The organism is Streptomyces sp. NPDC047085, assembly GCF_040643735.1.
Taxonomy (GTDB): Bacteria; Actinomycetota; Actinomycetes; order Streptomycetales; family Streptomycetaceae; genus Streptomyces.
This window is the reverse complement of sequence record NZ_JBEYUW010000003.1, coordinates 479,608-493,303: the sequence shown is the minus strand read 5'-3', so window position 1 is coordinate 493,303 and position 13,696 is coordinate 479,608. Positions and strand designations below refer to the sequence as shown.

The following is a 13,696-nucleotide window of genomic DNA, read 5'->3' as shown; positions in this document are numbered from 1 at the left end:
TGTGGTCATGTGGGGTCCCTCGTGGGGTCCTTCGGGTCCGTCACGGGCGTTCTTCCGGAGTACTCGCCGCTGATGGCGTCCGCGGTACGGCGCACCAGCGGGAGCAGGGTGAGGAGTTCGTCGGCGGTGACGACGACGTTCGGCGCGGAGACCGACATCGCGGCGACGACCCGGCCGTCGGCGCCGCGGATGGGAGCCGCGACGCAGTTGATGGACTCCTCGTGGCCGCCGAGGTCGGTGGCCCAGCCCTGTTCGCGCACCTTCTCCAACTCCCGTAGGAAAGCAGGGGCGTTGGGGGTGGAACGGGGCGTGTACATGGGGTATTCGAGCTTGTCCGCGAGGGCGCGGCGCTCGGGTTCGGGCAGGTCGGCGAGGAGGAGCTTGGCCACGGCCGCGACGGTGATCGCGACGGGCTTGCCGATGCGGGAGTACATGCGCACCGGGTAGCGGCTGTCCACCTTGTCGATGTAGAGGACCTCGCCCTCCTCGTACACGGCCAGGTGGACGGTGTGTCCGCACTGTTCGTTGAGCCGGGCCAGGTGGGGGTGGGCGATCTCGCGGATGTCGAGGTTCTCTATCGCCTCTTGCGCGAGGGCGAAGAGGCGGGCGCCGAGGCGGTAGCGCTGGTCGGACTGGCGGTAGACCAGGCCGTGTTCGTGCAGGGTGCGCAGGAGGCGCAGGGCCGTGGACTTGTGGACGCCGAGACGGTCAGCGACCTGGCCGAGGTCGGCGGGGCCCTCGGCGAGCAGCGGCAGGATGCTCAGGGCGCGGTCGACGGTCTGACTCATGGGGTGATCGCCTCCTCCGGGGCCTGCTCGGCTTGCGTCCAGCCGGGGCCGAGTCGAAGTCTCCCCCATGCGTCGTCGTCCAGGGCGGCGAGCCGGTCGGCGTGGCTCCGGGTGGGCGGAGGCGCGAGATCGCCGGGGGTGGTGAGGGCGGCGGCGGCCATGAGGTGGCCGTGGCGGAGGCGGGCGCGGAGGGGGAGGCCGCGGAGGGTGGCGGAGAGGAACCCCGCGGCGAAGGCGTCGCCGGCGCCGACGGTCGCCACGACGTCCACGGCGAGGGCGGGGACGAAGGTGCCGCGTGTCGGTGCGGGCCAGCGGTGGGTCACGCTGCCCGGCGCAGGCGGGGTGCCGCCTTTCGCCGACGGGTTGCCGCTCTTCGCTGACGGGGTCCCGCCTTTCGCTGACGGGGTCCCGCCCTTCTGTGGGGCGGGCGCCGCCCCGGCGGCACGACTGCCCGCGGGGAACGGACATGGCCGACCGCCGTCCCCACGCTCGCGCTCGAACACGGTCGCTCCCCGTGCCCCCTCCTTGACCACCAGCACGGAGGGCTCGGCCAGCAGCGTGCGGATCGAGTCCGGGCCGCCGGTCACGCCCCAGGCGGCCTCGGCCTCGTCCTCGCCGACGAACACGATGTCCGCGCGCCTCGCCAGTTCGAGCAGCACGCGCGGTCCGTCGGGGTCGCGCCACAGGCCGGGACGGTGGTTGACGTCGAAGGAGATCAGCGGGCGGCCGGGGCTCGGTGCCGTCAGCTCGCGCAGCAACTCCCGGCACTCCCCCGACAACGCCGCCGTGATCCCCGACAGATGCAGGACCCGGCCCGCGCGTACCGCCGCCAGGTCCACGTTGTCCACGGTCATCGCGGAGGCGGCCGAGCCGGACCGGTAGTAGGCGACTTCGTGGGCGGCGGTGGCGCGGTCGGCGGCGGTGCGGAAATAGATGCCGGTGGGGCGGGTCGGGTCGCGCCGGACGTGGGCGACGTCGACGCCGTACGCGCCGACCGCTTCCACCAGGTGGTCCCCGAAGCCGTCGGCGCCGACCCGGCTCACCCAGCGCGCCGAGTGGCCGGTGGCGGCCAGGGCGCAGGCCACGTTGGACTCGGCTCCGCCGATGGCCCGGTCGAAGGAGGGGACGTCGGCGAGGCGGCCGGGACGGGTGGGGAGGAAGGTGACCATGGATTCGCCGAGGGCGACGACATCCACCACGTCCACGACGTCCACATCCACCACGCCCGCCGCATCCACGGTGTCTGGGGCGGTGCTGGGATGTCCGTCGGCGGTCACGATGGTGGTGGCTCCTCGTCCGTGTGCCGGGGCGTCGGCTTCCGTTGACCCCGTGTCGGCCGAGATGTTAGACAGCAGTGAGCGACATACGCAATGAGCGTTGCAAATACTGCAACGCCGCAGATCAGGAGGCCTGTATGCCCCGCGACACCGGCACCGAAGCGCTCGCCCGCCTCGCCGAGGAACGGGTGGACCACCGCTTCAAGGGCCTCCCGCCGGACGCCACGGGCCTGACCGTCGCCGAGCTGGCCGCCCAGCGCCGCAACCTCTTCACCGACGGCTTCACCACCCCCGTCCTCGCGCTGTCCGCCGAGCGCCTGGAGCACAACCTCCAGGTCATGGAGACGTACGCGGCCCGGCACGGCCTCGCCTTCGCTCCGCACGGCAAGACCTCGATGGCCCCGCAGCTCTTCCACCGCCAGATCGAGCACGGCGCCTGGGGCATCACGCTCGCGGTGCCGCACCAGGTGTGGGTGGCCCGGGCGTTCGGCATCCAGCGGATCTTCCTGGCGAACGAACTCGTGGACCCGGCCGCCCTGCGCCGCATCGCCGCCGACCTGGCCGCCGACCCCGGCTTCCGTTTCGTCTGCTACGTCGACTCCGTGCGCGGCGTCGAGCTGATGGACGCGGCCCTGCGTGGCGCCGCCCGTCCGGTGGACGTCGTGGTGGAGCTGGCGGGCGGTGAAGGGGCCCGTACCGGCGTCCGTACGGAGGTGGAGTGCGCGGCCGTCGCCGACGCCGTGGCCGGTGCGGAGCATCTGCGGCTGGTCGGGGTCGCGGGGTACGAGGGCGAGGTCCCGGCGGCCGATCCCGAGCGGGTGACGGCCTATCTGCGCCGGCTCACCGCGCTCGCCGCCGGCTTCGACAAGGACGGCCGGTTCGCCGGGACGGACGAGATCGTGGTGAGCGCGGGCGGCAGCGCCTGGTTCGACGCGGTCGCCGACGTCTTCGCGGACATCCCCGCCCTGTCCCGTCCGGTGCTGAAGCTGCTCCGCTCGGGCGCGTACGTCTCGCACGACGACGTGCACTACAGCAGGCTCACCCCGTTCAACCGGGTGCCCGAGGAGGGGGCTCTGGAGCCCGCGTTCCGGCTGTGGGCCCAGGTCGTCTCCCGCCCCTCCGACGAGCAGGCCTTCGCCAACGCGGGCAAGCGGGACGCCGCCTACGACCTCGACCGGCCCGTGGCCCATGTGGTGCGCCGGGACGGCACCGAGCGCCCGGCGGCCGGGATCGAGGTGACCGCCCTGTCCGACCAGCACCTGTGGCTGCGGACCGCCCCGGAGGCGGACGTCGCGGTCGGCGACTGGGTCGGCTTCGGCCTGTCCCACCCCTGCACGTCCTTCGACAAGTGGCAGATGATCCCGGTGGCCGAGGCCGACGGCACGGTCGTCGACTACGTCCGTACGTTCTTCTAGTCCGCAGGTTCTTCCAGGAGGTCAGCGACCGTGGAACAGCTCGTCATCCGGGACGCGGACGTGGTCGACGGCAGCGGTGAGCCGTCGTACCGCGCCGATGTGGTGGTCGACGACGGCCGGATCGTCTCGATCGTCAAGGAGGCCGCGGCGGCCGGCTGCCAGCGCCCGCGTGCCATGCGCGAGCTGGACGCGGAGGGCCTGGTCCTCTCGCCCGGCTTCATCGACATGCACGCCCACTCCGACCTGGCGCTGCTGCGCGACCCGGACCACAGCGCGAAGCTGGCGCAGGGGGTCACGCTGGAGGTCGTCGGGCAGGACGGGCTGTCGTACGCGCCCGTGGACGACCGCACGCTGGAGGAGGTCCGCCGGGCGATCACCGGGTGGAACGGGTACGGCGACGACATCGACGTCGACTGGCGGACCGTCGGCGAGTACCTGGACCGGCTGGACTCCGGGTTCGACGGTCGCGGGATCGCCGTGAACGCCGCGTACCTCGTCCCGCAGGGCACGGTCCGGGCGCTCGCCGTCGGCTGGGAGGACCGCGCGGCGACGCCCGCGGAGCTGGACCGGATGCGGCGGCTGGTCGCGGAGGGGCTGGAGCAGGGCGCGGTCGGCCTGTCCTCCGGGCTCACCTACACGCCCGGCATGTACGCCGAGGACGCCGAACTGACCGAGCTGTGCCGGGTGGTGGCGTCGTACGGCGGCTACTACTGCCCGCACCACCGCTCCTACGGCGCGGGCGCCCTGGAGGCCTACGCCGAGATGGTCGCCCTGACCCGGGAGGCGGGCTGCCCGCTGCACCTCGCCCACGCCACCATGAACTTCGGCGTGAACAAGGGCCGCGCGCCCGAGCTGCTGGCCCTGCTCGACCAGGCGCTGGACTCCGGCGCGGACATCACGCTGGACACCTATCCCTACACGCCCGGCTGCACCACCCTCGCCGCGCTGCTGCCGGGCTGGGCGAGCGAGGGCGGCCCCGAGGAGATCCTGGCCCGGCTCACCGACACGGCGACGGCCGAGCGGATCCGGCACGACCTGGAGGTGACCGGCTCGGACGGCTGCCACGGCGTGCCCGTGGAGTGGGAGACGATCGAGATCGCGGGCGTGTCCGAACCGGCGCTCGGCGAGTACGTCGGCCGTACGGTCCGGGAGTCGGCCGCCCTGCGCGGCGAGACGCCCTGGACGACCGCGCGGCGCCTGCTGGTCGAGGACCGCCTGGGCACCACGATCCTCCAGCACGTGGGCCACGAGGAGAACGTCCGCACGATCATGCGGCACCGCGCGCACACCGGCGGCTCCGACGGCATCCTCCAGGGCACCAAGCCGCACCCGCGGGCGTACGGCACCTTCCCGCGCTATCTCGGCTACTACGTACGGGAGTTGGGCATCCTGTCGCTGGAGGAGTGCGTCGCGCATCTCACCGCGCGGCCCGCGGCCCGGCTGCGTCTGCCGGACCGCGGACTGGTGCGCGAGGGGTACCGGGCCGACCTGGTCCTGTTCGACCCGGCGACGGTCGCGGCCGGCGCCACGTTCGCGGAGCCCCGCACGCTTCCGACGGGAATCCCGCACGTGCTGATCGACGGCCGGTTCGTCGTCGAGGACGGCCGGCGGACGGACGTACTGGCGGGCCGATCGGTCCGCCGTACGCCCCTCTAGGCCGCCACCGTTACCGCTGCCGCTACCACCACTGCCACCGCCACCGCTGTCACGGCTTGGGGAGCACGCAGCCTGCCGCGTTCAGGTTCAGCTTGTTGCCGGTCGTGAAGCAGGCGGGGATCTGGTAGGTCTCCTCGGCGTAGTTGATGCCCTTGCGGACGGTGACGTTGCCGCTCGTGTCGACCTCGCAGGGGTTGTTCTCGGTGCAGGTCTCGCCGTCCTCGTTGCCGGTGTTGTTCACCGCGACGACGTTGCCGGTGGCGGTGTCGATCACCGGGGAGCCGGAGGTGCCGCCGATGGTGTTGCAGGCGGAGGTGTAACGGACCGAGTCCTTCCAGGTCCAGTCGCCCTCCTTCAGCCGGTACACGAACCCGTCGATGTTGCAGCTGTAGATCCGCTTCCAGTACCCGGAGACGACCTTGATGCCGGCGCCGGCGGTCGGGTGCGTGTTCTGCACGGTGAGCGCACTGATGCCGTACGCGCTCTTGATCGCCGCGTAGGTGGTGGTCAGCCGGTAGATCGTGACGTCCGTGTCGGTCATGGTGGAGTACACGACCTGGTTGGCGCGGAGCGTGCCGATCCTGCTGCCGTTGGCGTTCAGCAGCCCGAAGCTGCGGCTGGAGGACTGGCCGGTGATGACCTCGCCCGGGCTCGGGAAGCCGGTCTCCAGGCAGTGGCCGTTGGTCATCACGAGCGCGGGGTCGCTGTCCGCGGAGCCGGGGAAGCGGACGACCGAGCCGGAGCAGTTGCTGAGCGACACCGTCCCGGCGAAGTTGACGGTCACCGCCTTGACCGTCTTGACCGCCTTGGCCTGCGGCGCGGCCACCGCGGGCGCCGCGCCGACCCCGGCTATCGCCAGGGCGGACAGGGCGGCCAGGAGAGGCTTGTTCATGTGGGGGTCCCCTCTTACGACGTGGGCGACCGGAGGTCTTCCGGTCGCCTGCTGTCTTGTCATGAACATTCTCATGACGGGGGCGCACATGGGCAAGGACTTGTCCCGGAGTTGACTATGAACAGCCTCCCGACGAACAGCCTTCCCGATGAGCCGTCAATTCTGCTTGCTCTACCGGGGTTTCCTGCCGTGACCGTGTCCCTTGCTCCACGGGCTGTCGGTGGCGGACGCGGTCACCGAAGGGCTTGTCGCCGAGGGCGCGGGGGTCGTCCGCTCGGCGGAGGACGAGGGCGAGGACGAGGGCGTGGTGCTCGTCGGGCCGCCGGCCGTCGTGGCTCCCGAACCCGGCCCGGCCGTGGTGCCGGTCCCCGCGGGAGCGGCGGAGGCGGCGGGAGTGGCACCGGCGCCGGTCTCGGCGTCCGGGGAACCCGTGGCCGACTCCCCGGTCTCGGTACGGGAGGCGCCGGGGGCACGCTCCCCCTTCGCGGGACCGTTCCCGCCGGCCGGGGAGCCCGAGCCGGCCAGTCCCGCGATCACGGCGACGGTGCCGGCCGCGCCGACGACACCGGCGACGATCGCCAGCCGCCGACGCCCGCCCCGCTGCCGCTGCCGCCGGAGATCGGCCCGGCCACGCGACCCGCCGCCCGCTCCGGTCACGGCGGGGACTCCGGGCGCGTCGGGGTGGCGAGGCTCCGCCGGGTTGTGCGGGTCGTACGGCTCGTGCGCGTCGGCGGCGTACGGCTGATCCGAGCCGTACGGCTGGTGCGCGTCGGCCGCGTACGGCTGATCCGAGCCGTGCGGCTGGTCCGAGCCGTACTCCGAGCCGTACGGCTCATGCGGCACCTGCGCCTCATAAGCCCCGTCCGCCACAGATATCGCGGGCAGCTCGCGGGTCTCGTCGTAGGCGTTCTGCCAGCCGTGGGCGGTGGCCGGGTCGGCGTAGCCCTCGTACGAGGGGGTCGGGGCCCCCTGCGGGTGGTAGACGTTGGGCAGGGCCGGTGGCTCGTCACCCGCTCCATGCGCGCCGTACGCCCCCGCCCCTTGCCGGCGTTCGGTGGTCATGACGGCGAATTCTAGAGACGCAAGTGACGCGTGAGACAGCTACCGGCGATAACAACGCAAACTCGCCGTTGTCTCGCGTGGTGGAAAACACGGGCCATGAGCCGCTGCCGGGCCGTAAGCTCACGAGCATGCAGGTGATCCAGTCGACCAAGCTCGCCAACGTCTGTTACGAGATCCGGGGTCCGGTGCTCGAGGAGGCGATGCGGCTGGAGGCTGCCGGTCACCGCATCCTGAAGCTCAACACCGGCAACCCTGCCGCGTTCGGTTTCGAGTGCCCGCCGGAGATCCTGGAGGACATCCTCCGCAACGTCTCCTCGGCGCACGGCTACGGCGACGCCAAGGGCCTGCTCGCCGCCCGCCGCGCGGTCGTGATGCACAACCAGACCATCGGCATCGAGACCGACGTCGAGCACGTCTTCATCGGCAACGGCGTCTCCGAGCTGATCGTGATGGCGATGCAGGGGCTGCTCGACGACGGCGACGAGGTGCTCGTACCGGCGCCGGACTACCCGCTGTGGACCGCCGCGGTCTCCCTCTCCGGGGGCACCGCCGTCCACTACCGCTGCGACGAGCAGTCCGACTGGATGCCCGACCTGGCCGACGTCGAGCGCAAGGTCACCGACCGCACCAAGGCCATCGTCATCATCAACCCGAACAATCCCACGGGCGCGGTGTACGACGAGGCGATGCTGAAGGGCCTGACCGACATCGCCCGCCGGCACAACCTGCTGGTCTGCTCCGACGAGATCTACGACAAGATCCTCTACGACGGCGCCACGCACATCCCGACCGCCAAGGTCGCCCCCGACCTGCTGACGCTGACGTTCAACGGCATGTCGAAGGCGTACCGGGTGGCCGGGTACCGCGTCGGCTGGATGTCCGTCTCGGGCCCGCGCGCCCACGCCGACTCCTACATCGAGGGCCTGACGATCCTGGCGAACATGCGCCTGTGCGCGAACATGCCGGGTCAGCACGGCGTCGTGGCCGCGCTCAGCGGGCGCCAGTCGATCAACGACCTGGTGCTGCCGGGCGGGCGCCTGAAGGAGCAGATGGACACGGCGTACGAGCTGCTCACCCAGATCCCGGGGGTGAGCTGCGTACGGCCCAAGGGCGCGCTGTATCTCTTCCCGCGCCTCGACCCGCAGGTCTTCAAGATCAAGGACGACCGGCGGATGGTCCTGGATCTGCTGCGCCAGGAAAAGATCATGGTCGTCCAGGGCACCGGCTTCAACTGGCCCGAACCCGATCACTTCCGGGTCGTGACCCTGCCGACGGTCGGGGACCTGCGGGACGCGGTGACCCGGATCGGGGCGTTCCTCGACGGGTACGGCCAGCCGTGACGGAAGCGGGCGCGACGGACACGGGCGGCCATGGCCGGACCGCAATCCGTGACACGGCTCAACTTTAGACGAAATCCAAGCTAGGATGGTTTCCTGTTGGACACAGGAGGCCATCCCATGTACGAACCGATCCGCACCAAGTCGGTCCACAGCACGATGGCCGGCACCACCTCGGACTTTCCCCACCGGTCGCGCGAGGAGGAGCTGGACATCCAGCTGGCCGGTCACCTCTCCGCGCTGCTCGCCGTCACCGACGATCTGCGCGCCCTGACGCCGTCCGCCGACCTGGACACGGCCGCGGAGCGGCTGTCCGAGCAGGTGACCCGGCTCCGGGGCGGCCGCGCACCCCTGCGGGCGGCCTCGTCCGCCGCCGGTGAGCCCACCGCCCTCCACCAGCGGGCCCACGCGCTCGCGGGCCGTGCCCTCGTCGTCGCCGCCTCCCGCGCGGACACCTCGGCGGCGATCCTCGCGGCCGAGCGCATGGACGCGCACGCCGCCGCGCTCGCCGAGCCGAAGCACCTCAGCACGGCCCACTGACCCGACCCCGGGTCCCCCTGAACGGCCCCGGTCCGCGCGCACCCGCAGCGACGCGCGGACCGGGCGCCATGGCACTGCGTTGGCTTGAGCCGGGGTGCGTTTCGCCGTAGGGGCTGATCTCATCCTGCGGCTGCCGGCCGTTTGTGGCTTGTCGCGCAGTTCCCCGCGCCCCTTGGGGCGCGTTGCAGTGCCGGGGCCGGTTTGACACCGTCCGTTCATCCGTCGCCCCGGGGAACGTTGGATTCCGGGAGCACGCTCCCCGGCGTGAGACGTATCGCGGGAATCGTCCTCGCGGTCCTGCTGATCGGCGGCGTGGTGGCTGCCGTCGTCGCGGGGCGGCACGGTGAGGACAAGGGCACGGCAACGAAGACCGTGCGAGGAGTGATCGGGTCGGAGAAGGCAGACTTCTTCGCCGATCCCGACGTGGTGAAGGCCCTGGCCGCCAAGGGCTACACCGTGAAGACGGAGGCGTCCGGATCCTGGGCCATGGAGGGCCTGGACCTCAAGGGATTCGACTTCGCCTTCCCGTCCAGCCAGGCGCCCGCCGACCAGCTGGCCGCCAAGTACCACGTGCGGGAGCCGCTGCCCCGGCCCTTCTACTCGCCCCTCGTGGTGGTGGCCCACCGCAGCGCCGCCGAGGTGCTCGCGGCGAACGGGCTCGCCGCGCTCGACGGGACGAGCCGGGGCACGCTGAAGATGGCCGCCTATCTGGACGCCGCCCGGCACAACCGCACCTGGCAGCAGCTCAAGGGCGCTGCCCGGCACGGGGAGTTGACCGGCACCCTCTACGTCGCGAGCACCGATCCGGAGTCCTCCAACTCCGGCGCGCTGTACCTCGCCGCCGCCTCCTACGTCGCCAACGGCGGCAAGGTGGTCGCGGGCAAGCCGGACCTCGACCGCACCGCTCCCCTGCTGCACCAGCTGGTCAGCGTCCAGGGCGCCCAGCAGTCCAGCTCGGACGCGGTCTTCCGGGACTTCGTCAGCGGCGCCGGGAACCCCCTGGTGCTGGTGTACGAGTCCCAGGTCGCCTCGCTGCTCGCCGGTCAGAAGGGCGCCGGCGCGGACGACCTCGTGGTCCTCTACCCGGACACCACGGTCAACAGCGACCACACGGTCGTACCGCTCGACGCGAACGGGCGTGCGCTCGGGGAGCTGCTCGGCACCGACCCCACCCTGCGCAGGCTCGCCGCCCGGCACGGATTCCGGCCGCAGGGCGACGCCGCCGAGTTCGTCACGGCCACCGCGGCCCACGCCGCCTACCTCAACCAGAAGCTGACCGGCGTCCGGCAGGCGCCCGTGCCCACCTCCGCGGTGCTGCACGAGATGGCCCGCCGGGCGCGCGGATGACGGGGGGATCCTGTGAGCAACTTCGACAAGATGGTGCCGAGCGGCGGTGAGCACACGCCCACGCTCAGCGGCGAGGACGTCTTCACGCTGACCCCGCCCGAGGCCGTCGCGCCCGTGCCGCGGGACAAGGCCGGCGGGCTGGTGCCCGTCGAGGACGGGGTGCGGGCCGACATGGCGCGCAAGGCCACCGACTACGTCAAGGGGCTCGCCGCGCTCGATGCCCGCTCGCCCGAGTTCGCGGGCAAGGTCGGCGAGATCACCGCCCTCGGCGCCGGTGACATGCGCACCGCCGCCGCGCAGTCCAACCGGATGCTGGAGCGGGCCGTGCGCAGCCTGCCCGACAAGGGCGGGGACGCCTCGGCGAAGGTCGCCGGCTCGCTCGTCGAACTCCGGCGCGTGGTCGAGGATCTGGACCCGCGCGACCTGCCCGCGAGCAAGGGCCGCAAGTTCCTCTCCAAGCTGCCCGGCGGCAACAAGCTGCGCGACCACGTCGCCAAGTACGCCTCTTCGCAGGGCACGTTGAACCGGATCGTCGGCTCGCTGCGCGGAGGGCAGGACGAACTGCGCCGGGACAACGCCGCGTTGCAGACCGAGCGGGTGCGGCTGTGGGAGACCATGGGCAAGCTCCAGGAGTACGTCGTCCTCACCGAGGCCCTGGACAGGGCCGTCGAGGACCACATCGGCCAGGTCCCGGATCCCGAGCAGGCCGACTCCCTGCGCGCCGACGTCCTCTTCCCGGTGCGGCAGAAGCACCAGGACCTGCTCACCCAGCTCGCGGTGTGCGCGCAGGGCTACCTCGCCATGGACGTCGTACGCCGGAACAACGACGAGCTGATCAAGGGCGTCGACCGGGCCGCCACGACCACCGTCTCGGCGCTGCGCATCTCGGTGATGCTGGCCTCCGCGCTCGACAACCAGAAGAAGGTGGTCGAGCAGGTCAACGCCCTGCGCGGCACGACGGAGGACCTGATCCGGGCCAACTCGGAGATGCTCGCGACGCAGAGCGGGGAGATCCAGCGCATCGCCGCCGACCCGGCCGTCGGCGTGGAGACGCTGCGCTCGGCGTTCCAGCAGATCTACCGCACTCTGGACGCCATCGACACCTACAAGGTGCAGGCGACCGAGGCGATGGCCTCCACGGTCCAGTCGCTGACGGACGAGCTGCACAGCGCGAGCACGTACCTGGAGCGCAGCCGGTCGCAGGGCGCGCTGGAAGGCGGCCTCGGATGACGAGACGCACCACGCGCGCGCTGGCCCTGCTGGCGGCCACGGCCGCGCTGCTGACCGGCTGCACGGCCTCGGGGCACGAGGACGATCCGGCGGCTCCCGAGCCCGGCACGCTCCGTGTCCTCGCCTCCAGCGAACTCAGCGACATGACCGCCGTGTTCGACCGCGTCCACAAGGACACCGGCGTCACCATCCGGCCCACCTACATGGGCACCCTGGACGCGGTCGACCTGGTCGCCCGGGGCAAGGCCGACGGGGCGTACGACGCGCTGTGGCTGTCCTCGAACGACTATCTGCGGCTGCGCCCGGAGGCCGCGAAGAAGGTGGTCTCCGAGACGCCGGTCATGTCCAGCCCGGTCGCGATCGGGGTCAAGCAGGCCACCGTCCAGGCGCTCGGCTGGAAGCCCGAGCAGGTCACCTGGTCCCGGATCGAGCAGGCCGTGCAGGACGGCAGGCTGACCTACGGCATGACCGACCCGGCCCGCTCCAACTCCGGCTTCTCCACCCTCATCTCGGTCGCCTCGGCCCTGTCCGGCGCGCAGTCCGCGCTCACGGACGCGGACGTGGCGAAGGCGACGCCCCGGCTGAAGGAGTTCTTCAAGGGGCAGAAGCTGACGTCGGGCTCGTCGGGCTGGCTGGCGACGGCGTACCGGCGGCGCGGCACCGTGGACGCCCTGCTCAACTACGAGTCCGTCCTCAAGGGCATCCCGGGCCTGACCGTGATCCGCCCCCGCGACGGCGTCGTCACCGCCGACTACCCGCTCTCCTCGCTCACCGCGACCGACGCGCGGACGCGTGAGGACGTGCGCAGGGTGACGGAGGACCTGCGCACCGACGCCGTGCAGAAGCTCATCACCGACACCACCCACCGCCGCCCGGTCGTCGCCTCCGTGCCGCCCGCGCCCGGCCTCGACACCAGCCGGCGGCGCGAACTGCCCTTCCCGGGCAGCCGTTCCGTCGCCGACGGGCTGCTCGACTCGTACGAGAACGAGCTGCGCCGCCCCTCCCGGACCGTGTACGTCCTCGACACCTCCGGCTCGATGGAGGGCGGGCGGCTGTCGGCGCTGAAGACGGCGCTGACCGGTCTCACGAGCGACTTCCGTGACCGCGAGGAGGTCACGCTGATGCCGTTCGGGTCGGACGTGAAGAGCGTACGGACGCACGTCGTGGACCCCGGGAACCCGAAGGCCGGGCTGGACGCGATCCGGCGGGACACCGAGGGGCTCGAAGCCGACGGCGACACCGCGATCTACACCTCGCTGGAGAAGGCCTACGACCATCTCGGCGCCGACCGCGACACGTTCACGTCGATCGTGCTGATGACCGACGGCGAGAACACCACCGGCGCGAAGGCCGGGGAGTTCGACGACTTCTACCGCCGGCTCACCGGCGCCCGGCGGGACACCCCCGTCTTCCCGATCGTCTTCGGCGACTCCGACCGCGCGGAGCTGTCGCACATCGCCGACCTGACCGGCGGCCGCCTCTTCGACGCCGAGCACGGCTCGCTGGACGGCGCCTTCAAGGAGATCCGTGGCTACCAGTAAGGTCCTCGGCTATCTCGAGTCCCGCAAGAACCTCGCCGGCGGCGCCTGCGGGCTGCTCGGGCTGGTGCTGACCTTCACCGGGGTGGCGGGCCCGTACTGGCCGGTCGTGGTGGCCGGGCTCTACGGCGCGGGTGCGCTGATCGCCCCGCCGGAGCGGCCCGCCCTGCCCGACTTCCCGAGCCCGTCGGCACAGCTGGACGCGGTGCGCGCCGACTTCGAGAAGCTCGGCGGCTATCTCGCCGACGTCGATCTGCCGCCCGCCCTCGCCGCGAGGCTCACCGAACTGACCGAGCTGCTGGCCGCGTTGCTGGAGCCGGGCTGGGTCGCCGAGGCCCTCGCCCAGGACCCGGAGGGCGTGCACACCGTCTCCCGGGCGGTACGGCAGGACGTGCCCGAGGCCGTGGACGCCTTCGTCCGCACCCGCTGGTGGACCCGCATGGCCCCGGGCACGGAGCCCCCGGAACGCCACCTGGAGCGCCAGCTGGGGCTCCTGCGCGAGGAGGCCGAACGCCTGGCCTCGGCCCTGCGGGACACCGAGGCGCGCCGCCAGGAGTCGCACACGCGGTACCTGGAGGACCGCTCGCAGTAGCCGGCCCGGGCAGGGTGAGGCC

General features: G+C 72.1%; 12 protein-coding genes. 8 read left to right on the top strand and 4 right to left on the bottom strand.

Annotated elements, in window-relative coordinates; translation table 11 throughout:
* Positions 1-5 precede the first annotated feature (5 nt).
* Positions 6-788, bottom strand: a complete 783-nt coding sequence (locus tag ABZ865_RS13235) for an IclR family transcriptional regulator (protein WP_361228441.1) — start codon at positions 786-788, stop codon at positions 6-8.
* On the bottom strand, positions 785-1,984 hold the full coding sequence (locus ABZ865_RS13230; RefSeq protein WP_361229669.1) for a PfkB family carbohydrate kinase: 1,200 nt from the start codon (positions 1,982-1,984) through the stop codon (positions 785-787). The genes ABZ865_RS13235 and ABZ865_RS13230 overlap by 4 nt, the downstream gene beginning before the upstream one ends.
* Before the next feature lie 218 nt (positions 1,985-2,202).
* On the opposite strand from ABZ865_RS13230, the gene ABZ865_RS13225 reads away from it, so the two are divergent.
* Positions 2,203-3,480 (top strand): alanine racemase, encoded by a 1,278-nt coding sequence (locus tag ABZ865_RS13225; protein WP_361228438.1) that lies wholly within the window; start codon positions 2,203-2,205, stop codon positions 3,478-3,480.
* Positions 3,481-3,510: 30 nt separating this feature from the next.
* Positions 3,511-5,136 carry a D-aminoacylase gene (locus tag ABZ865_RS13220; protein ID WP_361228435.1) on the top strand — a complete coding sequence of 542 codons (1,626 nt, stop codon included), beginning with the start codon at positions 3,511-3,513 and terminating at the stop codon, positions 5,134-5,136.
* A 49-nt stretch (positions 5,137-5,185) separates the two neighbouring features.
* Here the strand turns inward: ABZ865_RS13220 and ABZ865_RS13215 are convergent, their stop codons facing one another.
* Positions 5,186-6,028: a serine protease gene (locus ABZ865_RS13215; RefSeq protein ID WP_361228433.1), complete on the bottom strand. Its 843-nt coding sequence runs from the start codon at positions 6,026-6,028 to the stop codon at positions 5,186-5,188.
* A gap of 171 nt (positions 6,029-6,199) precedes the next feature.
* A complete protein-coding gene (locus ABZ865_RS13210) occupies positions 6,200-7,090 on the bottom strand; it encodes a hypothetical protein (RefSeq protein ID WP_361228430.1) in 891 nt (296 codons plus the stop codon).
* Positions 7,091-7,218: 128 nt separating this feature from the next.
* Between ABZ865_RS13210 and ABZ865_RS13205 the strand changes: the two genes are divergently transcribed.
* The 6 genes from ABZ865_RS13205 to ABZ865_RS13180 all read left to right on the top strand — a co-directional run bounded on the left by ABZ865_RS13205 (position 7,219) and on the right by ABZ865_RS13180 (position 13,674).
* Entirely contained in the window at positions 7,219-8,430 is a 1,212-nt protein-coding gene (locus ABZ865_RS13205; RefSeq protein WP_361228427.1) for a pyridoxal phosphate-dependent aminotransferase, read from the top strand.
* A gap of 117 nt (positions 8,431-8,547) precedes the next feature.
* Positions 8,548-8,967, top strand: a complete 420-nt coding sequence (locus ABZ865_RS13200; protein ID WP_361228424.1) for a hypothetical protein — start codon at positions 8,548-8,550, stop codon at positions 8,965-8,967.
* Positions 8,968-9,231: 264 nt separating this feature from the next.
* Positions 9,232-10,314 carry a substrate-binding domain-containing protein gene (locus ABZ865_RS13195; RefSeq protein WP_361228421.1) on the top strand — a complete coding sequence of 361 codons (1,083 nt, stop codon included), beginning with the start codon at positions 9,232-9,234 and terminating at the stop codon, positions 10,312-10,314.
* Between the two features lie 30 nt (positions 10,315-10,344).
* Entirely contained in the window at positions 10,345-11,544 is a 1,200-nt protein-coding gene (locus tag ABZ865_RS13190) for a toxic anion resistance protein (RefSeq protein WP_361229666.1), read from the top strand.
* Positions 11,541-13,085 carry a VWA domain-containing protein gene (locus tag ABZ865_RS13185; protein WP_361228418.1) on the top strand — a complete coding sequence of 515 codons (1,545 nt, stop codon included), beginning with the start codon at positions 11,541-11,543 and terminating at the stop codon, positions 13,083-13,085. Before ABZ865_RS13190 ends, ABZ865_RS13185 begins: the two co-directional genes overlap by 4 nt.
* A complete protein-coding gene (locus tag ABZ865_RS13180) occupies positions 13,072-13,674 on the top strand; it encodes a hypothetical protein (protein WP_361228415.1) in 603 nt (200 codons plus the stop codon). Before ABZ865_RS13185 ends, ABZ865_RS13180 begins: the two co-directional genes overlap by 14 nt.
* Positions 13,675-13,696: the final 22 nt, after the last annotated feature.

Coding starts and splice junctions, on each gene's coding strand:
- ABZ865_RS13235 (WP_361228441.1), bottom strand. CDS start 788: ATGAGTCAGACCGTCGACCGCGCCCTGAGCATCCTGCCGCTGCTCGCC.
- ABZ865_RS13225 (WP_361228438.1), top strand. CDS start 2,203: ATGCCCCGCGACACCGGCACCGAAGCGCTCGCCCGCCTCGCCGAGGAA.
- ABZ865_RS13215 (WP_361228433.1), bottom strand. CDS start 6,028: ATGAACAAGCCTCTCCTGGCCGCCCTGTCCGCCCTGGCGATAGCCGGG.
- ABZ865_RS13210 (WP_361228430.1), bottom strand. CDS start 7,090: ATGACCACCGAACGCCGGCAAGGGGCGGGGGCGTACGGCGCGCATGGA.
- ABZ865_RS13205 (WP_361228427.1), top strand. CDS start 7,219: ATGCAGGTGATCCAGTCGACCAAGCTCGCCAACGTCTGTTACGAGATC.
- ABZ865_RS13200 (WP_361228424.1), top strand. CDS start 8,548: ATGTACGAACCGATCCGCACCAAGTCGGTCCACAGCACGATGGCCGGC.
- ABZ865_RS13190 (WP_361229666.1), top strand. CDS start 10,345: ATGGTGCCGAGCGGCGGTGAGCACACGCCCACGCTCAGCGGCGAGGAC.
- ABZ865_RS13185 (WP_361228418.1), top strand. CDS start 11,541: ATGACGAGACGCACCACGCGCGCGCTGGCCCTGCTGGCGGCCACGGCC.